Origin of the sequence: Peribacillus sp. NPDC101481 (assembly GCF_044767165.1) — a bacterium.
Classification (GTDB): domain Bacteria; phylum Bacillota; class Bacilli; order Bacillales; family DSM-1321; genus Peribacillus.
Genome location: NZ_JBIWNJ010000002.1, coordinates 286,495 through 305,996, shown reverse-complemented (window position 1 = coordinate 305,996; position 19,502 = coordinate 286,495). Strand labels below are relative to the sequence as shown.

Annotated in this window: 19 protein-coding genes; 1 reads left to right on the top strand and 18 read right to left on the bottom strand. The window is 42.1% G+C overall.

What is annotated here, in order from left to right; translation table 11 throughout:
- Window positions 1-134 precede the first annotated feature (134 nt).
- The 14 genes from ACIROD_RS11455 to ACIROD_RS11390 all read right to left on the bottom strand — a co-directional run bounded on the left by ACIROD_RS11455 (window position 135) and on the right by ACIROD_RS11390 (window position 15,458).
- Window positions 135-926: an ABC transporter ATP-binding protein gene (locus tag ACIROD_RS11455; RefSeq protein ID WP_230177179.1), complete on the bottom strand. Its 792-nt coding sequence runs from the start codon at window positions 924-926 to the stop codon at window positions 135-137.
- A 15-nt stretch (window positions 927-941) separates the two neighbouring features.
- On the bottom strand, window positions 942-1,955 hold the full coding sequence (locus ACIROD_RS11450; RefSeq protein WP_402940852.1) for a FecCD family ABC transporter permease: 1,014 nt from the start codon (window positions 1,953-1,955) through the stop codon (window positions 942-944).
- The gene (locus ACIROD_RS11445) at window positions 1,952-2,956 is read right to left on the bottom strand and encodes a FecCD family ABC transporter permease (RefSeq protein WP_402940849.1); all 1,005 of its coding nucleotides are present in this window, start codon (window positions 2,954-2,956) and stop codon (window positions 1,952-1,954) included. Before ACIROD_RS11445 ends, ACIROD_RS11450 begins: the two co-directional genes overlap by 4 nt.
- Window positions 2,957-3,041: 85 nt before the next feature.
- Window positions 3,042-4,010: an ABC transporter substrate-binding protein gene (locus ACIROD_RS11440; RefSeq protein ID WP_101224349.1), complete on the bottom strand. Its 969-nt coding sequence runs from the start codon at window positions 4,008-4,010 to the stop codon at window positions 3,042-3,044.
- 439 nt (window positions 4,011-4,449) lie between these two features.
- On the bottom strand, window positions 4,450-5,673 hold the full coding sequence (locus tag ACIROD_RS11435) for an MFS transporter (protein ID WP_101224458.1): 1,224 nt from the start codon (window positions 5,671-5,673) through the stop codon (window positions 4,450-4,452).
- A gap of 221 nt (window positions 5,674-5,894) precedes the next feature.
- Window positions 5,895-7,163, bottom strand: coding sequence for a histidinol dehydrogenase (gene hisD / locus ACIROD_RS11430; protein ID WP_402940844.1), 1,269 nt, complete (start codon window positions 7,161-7,163; stop codon window positions 5,895-5,897).
- A 64-nt stretch (window positions 7,164-7,227) separates the two neighbouring features.
- Complete coding sequence (locus tag ACIROD_RS11425; RefSeq protein ID WP_260356787.1) at window positions 7,228-8,466, bottom strand: ester cyclase; 1,239 nt, start codon at window positions 8,464-8,466, stop codon at window positions 7,228-7,230.
- A gap of 56 nt (window positions 8,467-8,522) precedes the next feature.
- A complete protein-coding gene (locus ACIROD_RS11420; protein ID WP_402940841.1) occupies window positions 8,523-9,299 on the bottom strand; it encodes an HpcH/HpaI aldolase family protein in 777 nt (258 codons plus the stop codon).
- Window positions 9,300-9,353: 54 nt separating this feature from the next.
- Window positions 9,354-10,052 carry an alpha/beta fold hydrolase gene (locus ACIROD_RS11415; RefSeq protein ID WP_402940838.1) on the bottom strand — a complete coding sequence of 233 codons (699 nt, stop codon included), beginning with the start codon at window positions 10,050-10,052 and terminating at the stop codon, window positions 9,354-9,356.
- A 2-nt stretch (window positions 10,053-10,054) separates the two neighbouring features.
- A complete protein-coding gene (locus ACIROD_RS11410) occupies window positions 10,055-10,678 on the bottom strand; it encodes a cupin domain-containing protein (protein WP_402940836.1) in 624 nt (207 codons plus the stop codon).
- Window positions 10,679-10,740: 62 nt separating this feature from the next.
- Complete coding sequence (locus ACIROD_RS11405) at window positions 10,741-12,174, bottom strand: aldehyde dehydrogenase family protein (protein WP_402942881.1); 1,434 nt, start codon at window positions 12,172-12,174, stop codon at window positions 10,741-10,743.
- A 3-nt stretch (window positions 12,175-12,177) separates the two neighbouring features.
- Window positions 12,178-13,365, bottom strand: coding sequence for an iron-containing alcohol dehydrogenase (locus tag ACIROD_RS11400; RefSeq protein ID WP_402940833.1), 1,188 nt, complete (start codon window positions 13,363-13,365; stop codon window positions 12,178-12,180).
- 34 nt (window positions 13,366-13,399) lie between these two features.
- Entirely contained in the window at window positions 13,400-14,167 is a 768-nt protein-coding gene (locus ACIROD_RS11395; protein WP_101224355.1) for an SDR family NAD(P)-dependent oxidoreductase, read from the bottom strand.
- A 265-nt stretch (window positions 14,168-14,432) separates the two neighbouring features.
- Window positions 14,433-15,458, bottom strand: coding sequence for a LacI family DNA-binding transcriptional regulator (locus ACIROD_RS11390; protein WP_101224356.1), 1,026 nt, complete (start codon window positions 15,456-15,458; stop codon window positions 14,433-14,435).
- 541 nt (window positions 15,459-15,999) lie between these two features.
- On the opposite strand from ACIROD_RS11390, the gene ACIROD_RS11385 reads away from it, so the two are divergent.
- Complete coding sequence (locus ACIROD_RS11385) at window positions 16,000-16,419, top strand: hypothetical protein (protein WP_402940828.1); 420 nt, start codon at window positions 16,000-16,002, stop codon at window positions 16,417-16,419.
- A 292-nt stretch (window positions 16,420-16,711) separates the two neighbouring features.
- Here the strand turns inward: ACIROD_RS11385 and ACIROD_RS11380 are convergent, their stop codons facing one another.
- The 4 genes from ACIROD_RS11380 to ACIROD_RS11365 all read right to left on the bottom strand — a co-directional run.
- On the bottom strand, window positions 16,712-17,557 hold the full coding sequence (locus tag ACIROD_RS11380; RefSeq protein WP_402940825.1) for an HAD family hydrolase: 846 nt from the start codon (window positions 17,555-17,557) through the stop codon (window positions 16,712-16,714).
- A 119-nt stretch (window positions 17,558-17,676) separates the two neighbouring features.
- The gene (locus tag ACIROD_RS11375; RefSeq protein WP_230177169.1) at window positions 17,677-18,945 is read right to left on the bottom strand and encodes a PTS ascorbate transporter subunit IIC; all 1,269 of its coding nucleotides are present in this window, start codon (window positions 18,943-18,945) and stop codon (window positions 17,677-17,679) included.
- Window positions 18,946-18,976: 31 nt separating this feature from the next.
- On the bottom strand, window positions 18,977-19,243 hold the full coding sequence (locus ACIROD_RS11370; RefSeq protein ID WP_048883161.1) for a PTS sugar transporter subunit IIB: 267 nt from the start codon (window positions 19,241-19,243) through the stop codon (window positions 18,977-18,979).
- Window positions 19,244-19,260: 17 nt separating this feature from the next.
- On the bottom strand, window positions 19,261-19,502 hold a 242-nt coding region (locus ACIROD_RS11365; RefSeq protein WP_402940820.1), incomplete at its 5' end, for a PTS sugar transporter subunit IIB.

The window sequence follows — 19,502 nt, the reverse complement described above, 5'->3', positions numbered from 1 at the left end:
TCTATCATTTATACTCTTGATCTAAAATATCTTAACTATCCCTCTCAACATCGTAAATAAGCAAAAAAGCCAACAATGAATATGTTGACTTCTGTAATTCGTTATTCCATCCGACACGATCGTCGTTAGTTTTTCTAATACTCTTTAGATAAACCAATTGGAATGCATAGGGGCGTTTGATCTACTGGATTTTCAATAATACAGCATTCCAGTCTAAAGACGTCCTTGATCATCTCTTTTGTGAATACCGTTTCAGGAGGTCCCTCTTTATAGATTTTTCCCTTCTTGATGCTAATCAGGTGATCGGCATACTGTGCCGCTTGATTCAAATCATGCAGAACCATGACAATCGTGCGTCCATAAGTTACGTTTAAATCGCGCAGTAATTCCAATATTTCAATTTGGTGCGCTAAGTCGAGATAGGTTGTCGGTTCATCTAACAGTAAAAGGTCGGTTTCTTGTACTAAAGCCATCGAAATCCATGCTCTTTGCCTTTGTCCTCCAGATAATGCATCCAATGTCCGATCAGCAAACTCCGTCATTTTTGTTGCTGATAATGCACGGTCGACAATCCTATGATCTTCCGGGGTTTGTCTGGAAAATAAGCCCTTGTGCGGATGCCTGCCATAATAGCATAGTTCTTTAACGGTTATATCTTCCGGAGCTTCCGGAGCTTGGGGTAAGATGGCCAATTTCTTCGCCACTTCCTTGGAAGACTGCTGATGAATTGCTTTTCCATCTAAATAGATCGTGCCTTGCTGAGGCATCAATAATCTAGCTAGAGACCTCAGAATGGTTGATTTGCCACAACCATTGGAGCCAATGATTATACTGATCTTGCCTTCGGGAATTTCTAAATCGATATTTTCAATGATTTGAGTTGATCCATAAGAGAGAGAAAGATGCTCTGCTGATAATGTTGTCATGATCGCCAGCCTTCCTTATGTTATTTTTCGTTCACGGCGTAATAGATATAAAAAATATGGTACACCAATCACCGCAGTGATGATTCCGGCGGGTATTTCTATTGGAGGGAATAATCCTCTTCCAAGACTATCGGCAACGAGGAGAAAGATAGAACCGAAAAGAGCTGAAGCAGGAAGTAATACCTTGAATTTTGACCCTACCATCCTCCGTGCAATATGGGGGGCAATTAAACCAATGAACCCGATCGAACCAACCGCTGCTACACAGACTCCGATTAATATGACAGAAACACTTAACAAAATATAACGCAGTGATTTTGATCTTTCACCGAGACCTGTAGCTATATCGTCTCCAAGACTCAGTACATCCATTTTAGACGTCAATGCAATCAATACAGGTACAAGCACAAGACATGGAAGCAAAATGAATACTTGCTCCCATCCTCTTCCCCATAGACTGCCAGTCAACCACAGCAGTGTCGTGTTTACATCATCCGGGAACTTGACCATGAAATACTCTATGCCAGCTTGACATATGGCCCCTAGAGCGATTCCGACCAAAGCTATCGTATTTGGTTGAGCTCCTTTTTTATAAATAAATATCATCAAAATGGCCGCCATGACCGCAGCGCCGATAAAAGCTGAAAGAGGCAGTATGATAATGGGCGATTGCGGAAATAAAACAATGACGATAACTGCTGCCAATCCGGCCCCTTTTGTTACCCCAATCACATCTGGAGAAGCCAGCGGATTTCGAAGGACTCCTTGCAGAATGGCTCCGGCCGTTGCCAATCCGGCCCCCACTATCACGGCAATTAGAATGCGCGGTATGCGATAGTTGTGCAAAATGAATGTCTGACTTTGCATGCCATTTCCAAGGAAATTTTGGAGAATTTCTAAAGGTGAAATATAAATGGCCCCTAAGCCCAGGCTCACCATTGCTAAAATCAGCACGGTAACCGTCAGCAACAGGATAATAGAATACGGGGGCAAAGTTGATTTCAACCCAAATGTCCGTTTTAATTTCATTGCTTAATATTCCTCCCATTCTTAGCTAAATAAAGGAAGAATGGCGCACCGATCATAGCGGTTACGATGCCTACCGGCGACTCAAAAGGATAAGCAATGAAACGTGCGAGAATATCTGCGTAAACTAAGAGTAAAGCGCCGAATAATGCAGAAAAAGGGATGATCCTTCGATAATCCCCGCCCACCAGTCTCCTGACGATATGAGGAATGATCAATCCCACAAATCCCACTGGGCCTGCGACGGCAACCGAAGATCCTGCCAAAATGATCACCAATATTCCTGCTAAAATACGGATTCGATGCACCCGCTGCCCAAGTCCCTGCGCCATATTTTCTCCTAAGACAAGGATCGAAACAGATCGAGAGAACATGGCAGCAACAAGCAGACCGAAAAGAGACCAAGGAAGGATCATGTTCACGTGAGCCCATGTTTTTCCATTAATAGACCCGACTAACCAATAGAGCACATCTTTTGCTTGTTCATTAAAGATGATCATGCCTTGCGTTAAGGAAGATAAAAAAAAGTGAACAGCCATTCCAGCCAATGCCAGCTTCACTTGGGTCATTCCTCCCCCCGAAGCAAAAGAATAGACTGCCATCCCTCCCACTGCTGCACCAATGAATGCAACGCAAACTAGAGACACGGAAGAAAGGTTAGGAAAGAAAACAAAAGCTGACACAATAAAAAATGAGGCACCGGCATTAACACCAAACACTTGTGGAGAAGCTAATGAATTCCGGGTAATAGCCTGCATGAGAGCACCCGCTACCGCTAAATTAGCACCGACCAACGCTCCAACTAAAGCTCGTGGCAATCGAAGAGTCCTTATAATAGTCTGTTCCTTGGACGAGTCGGCCTCAAAAAAGGACTTCAAAACCATTGATGCATCAATATCGGACGCTCCCACAGAAATACTCGTCAGGATACCTAAAATTAACAAAACGATCCCAGCTATAGCCGTACATAACACTTTCAGTTTACTTCTACCTACAGTTTCCATTTTCTATACAACACACTTCCTGACAAAATTTAAACCTAATGGAAAGCGAAGTAAGAATGGGATCTCTTACTTCGCTTTTGTTCGTCTATTCTTCTCCAAGCATTTTTAAAGTGTCTTTAGCAATGGCCTCTGCGGATACAACACCGCGGTATCTCGTCCATAAATCTCGATCAACACTATACACTTGTCCGTTTTTTACAGCCTTCAAGTCTTTCCAAAGAGGATTGTCTTTCCACTCATCAGTAAGTAACTTACCCTCATTGTTCGCTAAAAGCAGCACATCCGGATCAATCTCGACAAGCTGCTCCAGATTCATTTCGGCATGTGGCAGTTCCTGCTGAATGGCATTTTTCAATCCCATGCGCTCAAGCAATTCTCCATCATACGAAGATGAAGTATGGGCTTGGAATGAAGTATCTCGTACAACTGCTGGTAAAACCGTCATATTTGAATCAACAGTAAGCTTTGATTTAAGTTCCTTAATCGTTTTTTCATGCTCGCTCAATCTTTTTTCTGCAGCATCTTCCTGGTTTACTGCCTTTGCAATCGTTTTAAAAGAATCCAGATTTTCTTGATATGTAGATTCCCGACTTTTTAAGACAACGGTAGGAGCAATCTGCTGTAAATCTTTATAAATCCCTTTATGTCGCTCAGCATCTGCAATGATTAAATCCGGCTGTAAAGAACTGATAACCTCTAAATTAGGCTGCTCACGTGTTCCTACGGAAGTATAATCCATTTCTTGACCAACAAGTTTTGTAATCATATCTTTTTTGTTGTCATCTGAAATCCCGATAGGTTTTATCCCTAGGGCATTTAAAGAATCAACGAAAGATAACTCAAGCGTAACTATTTTTTTAGGAGTGTTTTTAATTTCCGTTTCTCCCATTTCATGCTTAATCGTCCTTACTTCTTGATTCTTTGTTGCGGCAGATGTCTTCTCTGCCTCCGTTGTTTTTTGAGAATTATTACATCCTGTTAACACCATCATAATCGTAAATAACAGGATGAATGCTCCTCCCCCAAATGTTCTTACTTTTCTAGATTCTCTCATTTTTTGCACCCTTTCCGTCATCTATAACTACTTAACTTCTTATCCGACGAATACATTCATAATTGAAAATGATTATCATTATCCTGTTGTTATGATAAAGTCATAGATTGATGCGGTCAATATTAATGAAATTTTGTGAATAAAAATCATTATGGCCATTAAGACAATCTGCATGCATTTTATTGATAACGTGAAGTAAATTGGACCCTATGATAGTCTTAGATTATCAAGATTTACCAGCGTAGATTTCCACTGCTGGCACTCGCTCCCATCAACTTTGTTTTGAAATTTTAGGTAATACCTTTTTTGTCTACAAACTCAAATGTTAACTAATATTGGTTTGACGCTCAGACTAAAATGACAAATAGTAGTTTTTAGGATCCGACTCAAAATAAAAAGAGCAAACCCGTTAAGGTCTGCTCTTGCCTGTTTCAATGAATCATTTTCTATTTATCAGCATCTCTTCAAGAGGAAATTCTTCATTAGAAGCTTCTTTTTTTGAGCGTTTTATGGAGGTTTTGATAAGAATGGTTGAAGCAATTGATAATGCCCCCATGATCAGGTAACCTGTGGATCTTGAAAACACTTCAATCAAGATGCCAATTAGGACGGGTCCCAAAAACATTCCAGCCGAATATAAACTTTGGAACAGGCCCATTCTCGTAGATTGTTTAATCTCCGGGATATTTTCAACAGCCCAGGAAGTGACGACCGTAAAGATCAGCCCGTAACCGAAACCTTGGAATGCCTGCAATAGAAAAAGCATCGTTAAATTTTCAGCATAAGGAATCAATATGATGATGACCCCTTGTAATACCGCTCCCAAAATCGCCGTATTCATTAAACCGATTTTTTTATAAAAAAGGGCTCCGCATAATCCTGCGGCTAAGCCATATATGATCAGGTGTGTGTTTGCCAGCATGCCAATCAATAGCGGATTTGCTCCAAGGTCGGTAGCAACTAAAGGTGTGAACGTATCCCTTGTTCCAATGGTGACCATCAAAGCAATCGTTGCCAAAACGGAAATGACCCAGATTTTTTTATCGGTGATTTGCTCAACAAGTATTTTCTTATCGTATTTTACTTTTACCCCTTTAATGCTGAGGTCTTTTGTGAAAAATGTTAAAACAAACGCAAGTATGGCGGCGGCCACCGCTACTAAAAAGCTATACCGATACCCATAACTATTGGCCACTAATGCACCGATGGTTGTCCCTAGTATGGAGCCAACCGGCGATGCAACACCCAATATCGCCACTGCTTTTGCAGCTTCCTTCACACCAAAATAAGAGGCGAACATAACATTGTAAATAACCCAGGTGGAACCAGTTAAACCATCCGAAATTTTCCCAAGGTACAATGTGGTAGCATTTGGTATGAAAAAGGCTAGCGTCCACATTACAATGGTTATCAGCAACCCCATTTGGATAAACAATCTTCGTTTATGCAGCATATCCGAAAATACACCGATCGGAAGTCGTGTCAATAAGGCCACAATCCCTGAAATTCCGATTATACTGCCTATAATAACTGAATCGAACCCAAGATCCTTAGCATAAGAGGAGATAAATGGATCAAATGCGGTAATGGTGACAAAGAACAACAAGCTAATGATAAAGAATAAGATGGTTTCTTTCCGATTATTAATTTTAGTTTTGTCCATATATTCCACCCTTTCATTCCCCTCCCTTTCGTCCCACTGGACAGAAAGGCGATGCTATTAGTATTTACACATATTCTCATATATTTTTCAGGGTTAGGATCTAATCTGCAGATACTGCCCATCCACCTGAAACTATTTCAGGCAGAATGGTAGTATCCATTTCTTCAAGGGGCTGCACCAGAAGCATGCTCCTTAATCGAATGCGTTTTCAGCAATCATAATCATTTAGAAGCACACTCTGTCAACCTGACTGTAGCCGATAATTTATGGCCTTCCAAGCCTTCGATTTCGGATTGATCTTCCGCATGGGATGCCAGGAATTGAATGCCTTGACCTGTGATTTCCTGATGTGTCATGACTTTCACATAACTTCCTGCCCAAAGTCCCCCTGTATATCTTGCTGCCTTTTGAGTCGGCAATGTATGGTTCGTTCCAGATACTTTGTCAGAGAAGACGACGGAACTTCCTTCATCAAGGAATAATGATCCATAATTATTTAGTTTATCCATCAATTCGCGGCTATTTTTGATATGCAAATGTAGATGTTCAATGGCATAATCATTGCAAATATCCAGTCCTTCTTGTAATGAATCTGCATAAATGATTTCCCCTCTTTTTTCCCATGATTCGTGTGCAGGGGAAGATGGTGAGAATGTTTTCAAAAATCCTTCGATTGCTTTTTCTGTTTCTTCGGCAACCGTTCTGGACGTTGTGACAAGAATGGCCCGTGCGTACGGATCGTGTTCAGCCTGGGCAAGTAAATCGGCCGCTATTTTCTGAGGTGAAGCCGAATCATCAGCAAATACCATCACTTCACTCGGTCCGGCAATAAGGTCTATGCCCACTTTACCGAACACCTGACGTTTTGCTTCTGCGACAAACCGGTTACCTGGTCCAGCGATGATATCCACTTCCGGGATGGATTCGGTTCCATATGCCATGGCAGCAATGGCCTGCGCCCCGCCAATTGCAAAAATGTCTGTTGCACCGGAGCGGATCAAGCCATATAAAACGGCCGGATGGATGCCGCCTTCATAATTGGCCGGGCTTGCTGCAACGATCCTTTTTGCTCCTGCTACCTTTGCCGGGGCAACGACCATGGGTCCTGATGATAATAACGGGAATCTCCCGCCTGGAACATAAGCCCCCACCTTTTCGATCGGTACGATTCTATGACCCATTTTAATACCCTCGCCAAAGTCCTTTTCGAATGGAGTTAGGCAGTTCAACTGTGCTTTTGCAAAATCGGATACTCTTTCCACGACTCTATCAATCAGAACTTTTACCTCTTCAGGAAGAGTATTGATGCAACGCTCGATCTCTTCTTCACTAACCCGGACAGGACGATCGGAATCACCGAATTTTTTTTCATATTCCCGTACGGCATCATCCCCGCCTGCTTTTACATTTTCAATAATGGACTTCACCGTTTGTTCCACTTCATGTGAAGAGGTCTGTTCAACTACGTCCGCTTTTTTCATATATTCCATCCTATTTTCCCCCTAATCGTTGTTTAGTAAAGTGACGGCTGCAGAACAGCCGTCAACTGGCCAATCATGATACGCCGGTAAAATTCCCGTCATCGATTGTGGATTCACCATCTTGTTGTGATTCGTTTTCATCAGGCAAATAGATCTGACGCAAAACTTCCATTCCATCAAACAATAGCCATTCCTCCGAAATTTTTTGATTGCGGATTTTATAGTGGCTGATACCGGCAATATCAATGGCTTTTCCGCTAGGGGCTCCGAAGTATCCCGTTCCTTCGTGCACTCCTTGTATTCTCCAGCGAACAGCTACATCCCAATCACTGTCAGAGCCGCGTCTATTACAAGTTACCCTCTCAAGAATCACTTTCCCATTCGGTATGGAGGCAAAGAGGCTCATGAACATTCCTTGAATTTCACTTACTCCGATTACATCCTTGTTGCAGACATAATGAACGACTGCATTTTCCTCATAATATTCCCGAACAAAATTAAATGAGCGCCGAGCCCAAATTCGATTGAATACTAGCTGCATGAACTCCCCTATCTCAAACTCATCAGAAGATGGAGTGAATAGTTTGGGAGGAAGCCCCGTTTCTGCTGTCTCTTTAAATCCAAACTGTATCGAAGGAGCAAGCTTCTGCGTACTTCTAGCCATTTTTTTAGCAAACTCGACCGGATCCAAGCCAAGTTGCAGGACAAGATGATATGTATCCATCACAAGCCATTCTTCGTATATCTTATTATTTAAGATCATACAATCAGCGCTTGTTCTGAACATCACTTTCTTTCCGGTGGCAGGACCGTATAAACTATCTCCAAGGTTCGTTGCAACTGAACGCCCCCGGTGTGAAGTGAAAAATCCTGCTTCATCATCCCCTGACCAGATTACACTCCATCCAAGCCCTTTCCGATCCGGAAAAGCATGCAAGGTTTGCAGCGTACCTGAGATGACTTCGTTAACCCCATGGCTATTGATCAACCCTTTATGAACGGATATGCTTGTGCTATACGTATCGTATATAAGTCCGATGTCTTTCTCTTTCCAGATTTGACGTGTGATTTTCACAATATAATCAACGATGTTGTTGTATTCCGGGTCAAAGCCGTTCATCCTCTGTTTCTTTTGATTCGTTTCTTCTATATTAATGTAATCATAATCATCTTTTGTATCGAGCATATTAACGTCTTCAGCATCCGCATAGAAGATGAAGTTCGGTGTTTTCTTGACCGGTTGGCTTGCATTCGTTGCTGTTTTTTCTTCTTTTGGAGCTACTTGCACTGAACCTGTCTTTTTGTCTGCCATTATAACCATCCTTTTCGTTTAAATAGTTTCGTTGAAATGCTGTACTTCTTGTAAAGTCATTTAACAGATTGAGTGGCCTTGCTTACAGAGACAACATCATTTAACGCAGTAGTAATCACATTATTCAATATGACCCCGACATATTGGGCGCCTTTGTCAAAAGCCGCATTAGCGGCAGCGCTGTTACTGGCAACGGTACCAATTGGCATATCGAGCTCTTTCCCTTTTATGAACAGTTCATCGATGACCTTTTGCACATCAGGATGACTTGCCCCTTCTAGTTGGTATCCCATGTTCACCGAGAGGTCTGTAGAACCGATAAATGCCAAATCAATACCAGGAACTGTTGCAATGTCTTCAAAATTGTTTGCTGCAGCAAGCGTTTCAATATGCACAATTATCATAACATTTTCATTACTCTCATCTAAATAGGGTTTTCCGCCATCTTTTCCGTAACGCGCCGGTCTGGTGGAATACGATACTCCTCTATTTCCATATGGAGGGAATTTAGCCCGCTTAACTACCTCAAGTGCCTCTTCTTTTGTATTGACCATTGGTACTTGTACACCTTTTGCTCCGCGATCTAAAGCCTTTTGAATACTGGAAGGGTCATATGAAACCCGGACGATCGGGACAAGCCCAATAGAATCTGCCGTACGGATAATGTTTTCAAGCTCTGATGCACTGAATGCACCATGCTCGTCATCTATTACGACGAAATCAAAGTCGGCATAACCGAGCATTTCGACTAATGGCGGGGAATTTATCCCTAAAAATGCACCAAGAACTTGTTCCCCGCGTTTGATTTTTTCCTTTATGGCATTATTCTTCATCGTCTTCCCTCTCTTTCTACAGACTGTATCTTGTTCAATCCAGTTCCCAGCATTTCAATTACATGACAGCCATTCCCTCAATGCAGCGCTTACTTTTTCAGGCTGTTCCAAAGGGCTTAAATGGCCTGAATGACTTATGATTTCAAGATTCGCGCGTGGGATGTTTTCCGTTAAAAACTCGGACATGTGCAGGGGGCACACCCTGTCTTCCCTTCCTACCAAAATCATGGTCGGGCATGAAATAGTAGAAAGGATGGGACGTTGGTCAGAGCGCGTCATCACTGCTTTTAACTGATTGATATATCCTTCGATCCCGACTTTTTCAGCCATATCGATGATCGTTGAAACTAATCCTTCATCATTTCTTCGGTCTGGGTGGATTAACACCGGCAGAAGGTGATTGATAGTAATATCCAGAAATTGACCGTTATTCGCCATATCGATGAACCTCTCCCAACCTTCGATTTGTTCAAGGCTTGGAGGGTTTGGATTCGTTTCAAGCAACGCTAGCTTTATGACCCGTTTTGGTGCTATTCGCATGATTTCCAGAGAAATGATGCCACCCAGGGATAAACCTGCAAGTGCAAACTTATCAGGTGCCTCTTCCAATACCGACTTTGCGATTCCTTCTATAGTATCAGCCTTCGATACATCACAGACTTTCACATCAGCAAGATCTGATAGGTTCACCGTTTCCCATAGACGCTCATCACAAAGCGTACCAGGAAGCAAAATGAGCGGGACTTTAGCCATTCTTATTTTTCACCCATTTTCAATTTATCGGCAATTTCCTTTTCAATTTCTTCAAAGTTATCCGGTTTAATCATTTTGCCTAAATCATTGGCAAAGAATCCATATTCAGCTGCATCCTTGATCACTTTTGGCGACCAGTAAGGGTCTTTTCCATCAAATACTTTATGTTGTTCAAGAACGGCGAAAATCCAAGCATCTTCTTCACTGATGTTTTCGAAACCTCTCCATAAGCCTGGCGGTAATGAAATTAAGTCCCATTGATCGATGATCGTTTCGCCATCAATTTCATCAGGGCCCTTCCCCCAGTAAAAACGCCATTTTCCTGAGAGAGGAAGGAAGGATTCAATGTAATCATGCGTATGGTAAGCAGGACCGTTCCCTTTTTGGGCTTTCACCATTCCGATTTGAAAACCATGCGGCTCGGTAATTTCAGGAGTGAAATTATCATTTTCGCTTGCTGTATCACCAATTAATGTATAGTTGATACGTTGATGACCCGGAATGATACTATCAATGAACATTAACGGTATTCCTTTTGATTTCATTTGATCAAAACGGACGATCCAATTGTTTTCCATTTCCTCATTCGTTACCGCTTTTTTTACTTTAGGCTCTTGTACTGACATTTTAATTTCCCCTTCCGTGTTCGTTGATTTTTTTCATTTCTCAATTTTCATGACATATCTATTTAGAGGGTAAAGACGGCTAGTTTTAATTCTGTCATTTCCTCGACTGAATACTTAACACCTTCCCTACCAGTCCCGCTGTTTTTCACACCGCCATATGGCATTTGGTCAACCCTGAACGATGGTATGTCGTTCACGATGACACCTCCGACCTCAAGCCGTTCAACAGCATCAAAAGCTTTTGGCATCGAAGTTGTATAGACGCCTGCTTGAAGGCCGTATAAAGAATCATTCACAAGATCGATGGCTTCATCCCATTTGCTATAGGAATTCACTGAAACGATGGGGGCAAATGCTTCTTGGCAGCTTACCTCCTGTGTTGACCCCGCATTCTTGATAATGGTTGGATGAAGGATTGCACCTGTTCTTTGACCGCCATATGCGATTTCCGTTCCAGCGTTTCTAGCCGATTCGATCCACCCTTCCACTCGTTTTGCTTCATTTATACTGATCAACGCGGAAAGATCTGTATCTTCTGATTCCGGATCTCCAAATTTAAGCTGCTTCGTCTTTTCGGTAAACTTTTGCAAAAATGACTCATATAAATCTCCCTGTACATAAATTCGTTGGACAGAGATGCAAACCTGACCTGAATAGGCAAAGGAACCTTCGACACAGCGCTGTGCAACGGCATCCAAGTCAGCAGCACTGTCGATAATGACAGCAGAATTGGAACCAAGCTCCAATGTCACCTTTTTCAAGCCAGCTCTTTCTTTGATCCCCAAGCCGACTTCGACACTTCCTGTAAATGTGACCATTTTAATTCTCGGATCAGTGACCAATACATCGCCGACGTCACTTCCTTTACCTGTAACAACATTCAGGACGCCTTGAGGTAAACCTGCTTCTTCAAAAATTTCGGCTGCGGCCAATGCACTTAGCGGTGTTTGTGAAGCCGGTTTTAAAATGACCGAGTTGCCTGCAGCAAACGCGGGACCAAGCTTATGTGCCGCTAAATTAAATGGAAAGTTAAATGGTGTGATGGCAGCAATGACGCCGAGCGGTTCACGCTTTGTATAAGCAAAACGGCCCTTGCCATTTTTAGCGGCATCCATCGGAATCGTTTCACCATGAATCCGTTTTGCCTCTTCTGCTGCAAACTTGTATGTTTCAATCGTGCGTAAAATTTCGCCTCTTGCCGCCTTCAATGGCTTAGCATTTTCCTTAGCGAGTATTAATGCACACTCCTCAAGCCTTTCCTTGAAAATTCCTGCTGCACGTTCCAAGATATTGGAGCGCTCAAGTGCTGTTAGCTTTTTCATTTCTTTTGCACCTTGTTCTGCACATTCTATCGCTTTTAGTACCGTCTCCTTTTCTGCCAAAGGCACTTGCGCGATCACTTTGCCGGAATAAGGGGACCGAAGATCGTAATGATTCTTTCCTGCCAGCCACTCGCCGCCAATATATAATCTCTTTTTATCGGAATTTGTCGTGATCAATTAGTTTCCCCCTCTTCCTTTAAAGGCGCTTTGATAGATTCCGAGAATCTTTTGTTCATTTAGCTTATAAGGAGTATTGGATAGCAAGCGATCAATTTTTGCCGCCTGTTCCGCCAGCAGCGGCAATGAGTCCTCTTCAATCCCAAGTTCTGATAACGATGTAGGTAAATCAAGATCCTCCAGAAGCTGATACATATAATCAACAACTGCCTTCAATGCTTCGCTTGGCTGTGATTTGAAATCACCAAGCTGTAAAAAGGACGCTACCTCCATCATTTCTTCCGTGCATGTTTTCCCAATCACTTCAAAAACAAATGGCATTAAAAGGGCATTTGCAACACCATGCTCAATATGATATTTACCTCCTAGCGGATAGGCCAGTGCATGAACCGCCCCAACCCCTGCATTTGCTAGAGCCACACCCGCTAACGAACTTACCCAGCTCATTCCTGTCCGTGCAGCCAAATCAGTTCCGTTATGGACAGCTCTCGCAATGTTCGAAGGAAATAGTTTCATTGCTTTCTCTGAATAAACTTTCGTAAGCGGTGTAGCCTTGATGGCAATATAAGATTCGATGGCATGTGTAAAGGCGTCCACCCCTGATGCCGCGGTTACTCGTGCCGGGCAGGAAATGGTTAATTCCGGATCGATGATCGCTACATCCGGAAGGAATACCGGGCTTACGATCCCTCTTTTTACTTGCTGCTCTTCATCACCGAAAATGGCATTCATCGTCACTTCCGAACCTGTTCCTGAAGTTGTCGGCAAAAGAATGCATTTGACCGTTCTCGATTTCACCACTTTTTCACCGTTTAGATAAGTTGTTATATCGTCTTTCCCGCATAAAGCTGCTGTTGCTTTTGCTACATCCAGCGCACTTCCCCCGCCGATTCCGATGATTACATCACATTTTTCGGCATCCAGCGTTAGTACGGCCTCCTTCAATAGCTGAAACGTCGGCTCTCCCGAAATCTCCGTATATGTAATGGTTGGTACGGATAGGGGCTTAATGTGATCCAACACTTTTTGAACAACGCCAACTTTTTCCAGACCTTTGTCACTTACAATCGCAACCTTCTTGGCTCCCAGCTCTTCGATTTCCTTTACTAACGTCGTAAATGCCCCAACACCAACCCGGAAAACTGTCGGCATTCGAAAATCTTGGATTATATTTTGAGCAATAGACATGATTACCCCTCCTTTGAATACGTATTCAAAAAACTCACCAGACAGTCCAACCGCCATCAACCACCAATGTTTGACCTGTCATCATATCTGAACAATCCGATGCCAGATAGACCACGCCGCCAAATAAATCCTCCGTTTTAGCAAGTCTGCCAAGCGGAATTCTGCTCAATACTTCAGTTTTGAACGTTTCATCTTCAAACATCGGCTTGGTCATCGGTGTTTCAATGAAAGTTGGAGCAATGGCATTGACATTGACCTGATATGGTGCCCATTCTATCGCAAGCGCTTTTGTCAGCTGTGTAATTCCGCCTTTACTGGAGGAGTATGCAGCCCGTTTGTAATAACCGACGAATGCCATTTGCGAAGACATATTTATGATTTTGCCTTTTTTTTGGTCGATCATATACTTCCCTGCAGCTTGGCTCGTAAAAAATACACTTTTTAAATTAATGTCCAGTACTGTATCCCAATCTTGCGATGTCAGCACTTCAGCTGGCTTTGCCACGTTAATTCCTGCATTATTTATTAAAATATCAATCTTACCGAAGTGTTTGTATATCCCTTCCATTACTTCCGCCGTTTCCTCAACCTTTGTTAAGTCAAATGAAACGGGTAAAACATTTGCACCGGTTTGCCCAATTTCATGTGCAGCTTCTTCGAGTTGCTCTTTATTGCGGGCAACTATCGCTATATCGGCTCCGGCCTGCGCAAGCAAATGGGCTAAGTCTTTACCGATTCCTTTACTTGCGCCTGTTATGATAGCCACTTTACCGCTTAAATTAAATAAATGATTTATATCCAATCTATCACCTATCTTTACCTCATCGAGGCGATTTTTTTACATTCAGGCATTTGGCATTTTGGTTTTGAATACGTATTCAAAATTATGCAAAATACTTGTTAGCGATTACAAATTACAATATAAACAACTTTCTGACTTTTGTAAATAGTAAAAATAATATTAAGTCTAAAAAACTTTAATTTATATATTAAAAGTGACCGATTTCTATATAAGGAGTGTTAATAAAAAATACACTTAAGGCCCAACCCAAAACCTGCCTTTACCCTTAGTCTTGCATGGGGGCAGGCCCTGTTGTTTTACGGACCATCAATTCAGGCTTAAGAAAAATTTGTATAGATGAAGATGATGTTTCTTTATTTTCTATGAGAAAGATTAGTTTTTCCAAAGCTGTTAAGGACATTTGATCCATTTGTTGAGATACTGTGGTCAGCCCTATAAATTCATTAGAGGACAATCTTATATTATCAAACCCAACAACGGATAAATCAGCAGGGATTTTCAAATTCAGACTTGAAGCTGCATCTAAGACTGCGAGAGCCATCTGATCTGATGCGGCAATGATTGCAGTCGGCCTGTCCTTCTTTTTCAGCAGTTTTTTTGTAAATGAATAAATCTTGTCATAGGAAAATTCGCTATTGAAAATCAAACCTTCATCAATCTCATATCCGTTCTCCATCAGCTCTTCTTTATAACCTACCGTTCGCTCATATGTTGCCAAGTATTTGGATGGACCGGATATTTTCGCAATTTTTTTATGTCCTAATTTTATTAGATGCTGAACAGCGAGCCTGGCACCTTTATTATTGTCCATTACGATAAAGTTAACGTCCTTGATATCGAGGAAACTATTATATAATAATACTGGAAATCCATTATCATGTAACTTTTTGATTTTTTCAGTATAGTTTTTACTAACGCTTGTAAGAATGATTCCCTCTACCCTTTTGCCAATCAGCAAATTAATGGCTTGTTCCAAGTTTTCATCTTTATGCCCCGTGTTATAAACGATGACATCATATTTTAATTCCTGTGCCCTTTCTATAATGACTTCCGCCGTTTCAGCAAAGAATGGATTTGAAATGCTCCCTAATATCAAACCTATTGATTTGGTTCTTTTTTCAACAAGGCTTCTGGCTATTTCATCCCTTGTAAAACCCAGCTCATTAATTACAGCAAGAACCTTGTCACGCGTGTTTTTCTTAATATAGGGGTAATCATTCAACACCCTGGAAACGGTCGATTGTGAAACACCCGCTATTTTTGCCACATCTTCTGTCGTCACTCTCTTCATGCTTCATTAATCCTTTCTACGTCTAGTAATTGTTATCCTAGGAAACTAAACTAACGTATTTATACAAAATAAACATTATGATTTCCCTTTAATATATCATAATATTTAAAATTTTACTTCCAGTTAAGGAACAGTTTTGGGTTTTGGATTGTGTGAGGTTAAAATTTTCGGAAAATAAAGTGAATGAAGCAGCTTTTGTAGCTTTTCTTATCCTATAGGAAAAAGAGCCGATCTTTATGATTGGCTTCAGACTGGAGACAAGCTCGATATTAATTAAGTGGAACGTAGGGTACTCGCTTTCCACGGGAGTCTCGTACCTTCCGTTCCAATCAACTTTGCTTAAAAACTTAGATGGATCTCCTTTTGTCTACAAACTGCTGTAACTTCTAGAATATAGACAAATTAAAACACGTTCCAGTTGATTTTAGAAATCCATTGAATTCATCTGTGTAAACAAGTAAGCAAAATGATTTGTATAATAAATCTTATTTTTTCCGTAATATGTTAAAATATAGATAAAACAAGTATTTGGAGGAAAGCATTGGGTTATATGATTAGAAATAAATATTTGAAAGTTATAATACCGTTAGCTCTCATTGTAGCCTGCGTTTATTGGTATTACTCAAGTATCGTAATATCGGGAACTTCAGACAATGGGATGTGGAAGGTAACTTATTCGAAAAATATAGATCCCAGCGAACCATATGGATGGGAAGGTCATTTAAAACAAAGAAATAACGATAATGCAACTGTAAAAGCCATTGTGGTTGAAGTAAATGATAAAGTTAAAACACGTATCGATAGTTTTGAAGAAGGAAGGGCGGAAGATGGCGAAATTACTGTTCTGCATCCTTTTTCAGATGATTTTTCCTTAGGACCTAAGCCATCAAAAGGCACAGTTGTGTCCGTAGTTTGGGAACATAATGGTAAAACTCATACCGATACTGTTAAAATTAGGTAGAAGTAAATAAAAAACGTTCGGAGTTGATTGCAGAAATCCGCTCCCTTTCCGCCGACTGTCTGCCAAGCCTCCTCGATGTAAGCGTCTGTGGGGTCTCGGCTAGCCAGTTATTCGGCAGGAGTGTCGCAAATTTCTTCAATCCTTTGAGGGTTTCAAACAGTTTAAAACCATTAAGGAATCTTGTTTAATATCAAGGTCCGGAATGATACCATTCCGAACCCCTTTTGTAGACATAATTAAGTTGTCAAAACTTACACGTTGTTTGGAACGTAAGGCACTCGCCTTCCAGGTTTCAGTGAAACTTAGCCTTTAAAAAGCGATACAGTCCATCTTCTCGATATGAATACTCCGTCACTTCATCGGCTTGTTCTTTGACAAGGTCAGTGGCATTTTTCATGGCAACGCAATGTCCGGCGAGTTTAAATAGCGGGAGGTCATTTTCGCCATCGCCTACCGCGAGGATATTTTCGGGTGCTAGCTGAAAATGTTTCAGCAGCAGTTGAACGCCTGTTGCTTTTGTGATGCCTTCCACGGTCACTTCTACATTATGATGGGTGGAGGAAGCTGTGGTAAAGGCATCGTACTGCTTGATTTTCCCCAACTCCTCTTTCCATTTTCGAATCGTATTCATTTCATTGCTGAAAAAGTAGATCTTGGCGACACTGCTTATATCCAATTGTTCCGACCATCTTATTTTGTCTTCGACTGCATCCTGTCTTGATAGCCATTCATTTTCATCGACTGTCTCAGGTTTTGGTATCAAACCTTGTTTAACCATATAGTCTTTATCTTTAAGTAATGCCATCCGTGTTCCATCATTCGGATGAACTTCGTAAAAAATCTCTTCTGCTCCTGCTTTTGCTACCAATTCCTCCACAAGTTCCGTCGACAGGGCGTGATCTACTATTTGTTCCTTTCCGATGAATACGGACATTCCATTGGCGGTCACCATTCCATCGGCTTCCATGCCGGACGGCAAAACGTCCCTCACTTCTTCCAGCGTTCTTCCTGTTGCAATGAAAATCAGTTTACCGCTTTTCCTGAGTTCGCCTATGTATTGTTCCAGCGTCTCATTCACATTATTTCTTTCGTTCAATGTCGTGCCATCCAAATCGAGCACAATTGCCTTGTTGGTCATGAAAATCACCTCAAAAATCAGAATGATGATGAAAATGCCAACAGCCCATTATCTAGAAGATGTTAGGCTGCTGGTTTCATTCATATATTTTTATTTCTGTACCTTATTAGTATAACAGTTTAGGATAATCCTAAAAGTTTCATGACACTCAGGATCAAGAGACCGACCACACCGAAGTCCGAATCACCAAATGTGGTCCCTTCAAACCCTACATCCCCCAAGAAGACCAGGAGTATCGCCGGCAGGAAACTGATGATGAGTCCGTTGGCAAATGATCCAAGCATCGCTCCTCGTCTGCCTCCTGTGGCATTTCCGAAAACACCTGCTGCAGCTCCGGTGAAGAAATGCGGTACAAGTCCCGGAACGATTACTTTCAATCCTAGTACCGGAAGGAGGAACATGGATAATAGTCCAGCAAGGAAACTGAATAGGAACCCGATGATCACTGCATTTGGAGCGAATGGAAAGATGGTCGGACAGTCCAATGCAGGTTTTGTATTCGGCGCCACTTTATCGGCAATCCCTTTGAATGCAGGAACGATTTCAGCAATTAACATCCGTACCCCCGCAAGGATGATGTAGACTCCTGCAGCAAATGTTATCGCCTGGATGAAAGAAAATACGATGAAGTTCGAACCGCCGGATAATTCCGTTTCAATATAGTTCTGTCCGGCAAACAATGCGACGATCACGAAGAACATCGTCATCGTAAGCGATACAGCGACAGATGTATCCCTCAGGAATCCTAAAGATTTAGGAACCTTGATTTGCTCTGTCGTTTTTTCCTTATTTCCAAACCATTTTCCCACAGTCGCGGATACGAAATACCCGATTGTGCCGAAATGGCCGATGGCAAAATCATCGCTGCCGGTAATCTTCCGTACGTATGGCTGAAGGAGGGCTGGGAACATCACCATGCATACTCCTAATAGAATGGAGCCGACCAAGATAAGCGGAAATCCGCTGAGCCCGCCGACCGATAGGGTGACTGCAAGTAAACAAGCCATGAATAAGGTATGGTGTCCCGTTAAAAATATATATTTAAATGGCGTGAAACGAGCTAGCAAAACATTGACAACCATACCAAATACCATGATAAGTGCAGTCGAAGTCCCAAAATCACTTTGGGCGGCTGCGACAATGGCTTCGTTATTCGGTATGACGCCTTGTACGTTGAATGCATGATCGAACATTTTACTGAATATATCAAGGGCGCCAATGAGCACCGCCGCTCCCGCTCCGATGATAATGAAGCCCATGACAGTTTTTAGCGTTCCAGATACGACATCCGCACTGGATTTCCGCTGTAACAGCAGTCCGATGAGGGCAAACAGCCCCACAAGTATGGAAGGTGTACCCAAGATGTCATTCATGATAAGTTCCAGCATTGCCTCTCCCCCTCTTCTTTATGTTTTCTTCTTATAGATGTGAAGCCAATTTCGATGTGATTTCAGGAATGCTCATCATGTTTTCCAGTGTGACGATCGTCCGGGTTCCATCATCCAGCTGACCGACAATATCCGCCGCTCCCAGGAAAATATCAGCCTGAACCGTTTTTGCGGATGCCAGATCCGTATGATCCACCTCGGCTGTCTTCCCCATTTCCGTCAATGCTTTCTTCACATTCATCTCCATGATGAAGCTGCTTCCCAATCCATTACCGCATACTACCATGATTTTCTTCATATCAATCTCTCCTTTTTTTATCCTACGTGCATTTCCAATTTTGATTTGATTTCAGGGATGCTCATCATGTTCTCCAGTGTGACGATCGTCCGGGTTCCATCATCCAGCTGACCGACAATATCTGCCGCTCCCAGGAAAATATCAGCCTGAACCGTTTTTGCAGATGCCAGATCCGTATGATCCACCTCGGCTGTCTTCCCCATTTCCGTCAATGCTTTCTTCACATTCATCTCCATGATGAAGCTGCTTCCCAATCCAT

Bases quoted from the DNA above. Each gene is read 5' to 3' on its own strand.
- ACIROD_RS11435 (WP_101224458.1), bottom strand. From the start codon at position 5,673: ATGGACAAAACTAAAATTAATAATCGGAAAGAAACCATCTTATTCTTT.
- ACIROD_RS11370 (WP_048883161.1), bottom strand. From the start codon at position 19,243: ATGAAGAAAATCATGGTAGTATGCGGTAATGGATTGGGAAGCAGCTTC.
- ACIROD_RS11380 (WP_402940825.1), bottom strand. From the start codon at position 17,557: ATGACCAACAAGGCAATTGTGCTCGATTTGGATGGCACGACATTGAAC.
- ACIROD_RS11410 (WP_402940836.1), bottom strand. From the start codon at position 10,678: ATGTCAGTACAAGAGCCTAAAGTAAAAAAAGCGGTAACGAATGAGGAA.
- ACIROD_RS11440 (WP_101224349.1), bottom strand. From the start codon at position 4,010: ATGAGAGAATCTAGAAAAGTAAGAACATTTGGGGGAGGAGCATTCATC.
- ACIROD_RS11420 (WP_402940841.1), bottom strand. From the start codon at position 9,299: ATGAAGAATAATGCCATAAAGGAAAAAATCAAACGCGGGGAACAAGTT.
- ACIROD_RS11415 (WP_402940838.1), bottom strand. From the start codon at position 10,052: ATGGCTAAAGTCCCGCTCATTTTGCTTCCTGGTACGCTTTGTGATGAG.
- ACIROD_RS11375 (WP_230177169.1), bottom strand. From the start codon at position 18,945: ATGCTGGAACTTATCATGAATGACATCTTGGGTACACCTTCCATACTT.
- ACIROD_RS11425 (WP_260356787.1), bottom strand. From the start codon at position 8,466: ATGGCAGACAAAAAGACAGGTTCAGTGCAAGTAGCTCCAAAAGAAGAA.
- ACIROD_RS11400 (WP_402940833.1), bottom strand. From the start codon at position 13,365: ATGTCTATTGCTCAAAATATAATCCAAGATTTTCGAATGCCGACAGTT.
- ACIROD_RS11445 (WP_402940849.1), bottom strand. From the start codon at position 2,956: ATGGAAACTGTAGGTAGAAGTAAACTGAAAGTGTTATGTACGGCTATA.
- ACIROD_RS11390 (WP_101224356.1), bottom strand. From the start codon at position 15,458: ATGAAGAGAGTGACGACAGAAGATGTGGCAAAAATAGCGGGTGTTTCA.
- ACIROD_RS11455 (WP_230177179.1), bottom strand. From the start codon at position 926: ATGACAACATTATCAGCAGAGCATCTTTCTCTCTCTTATGGATCAACT.
- hisD (WP_402940844.1), bottom strand. From the start codon at position 7,163: ATGGAATATATGAAAAAAGCGGACGTAGTTGAACAGACCTCTTCACAT.
- ACIROD_RS11450 (WP_402940852.1), bottom strand. From the start codon at position 1,955: ATGAAATTAAAACGGACATTTGGGTTGAAATCAACTTTGCCCCCGTAT.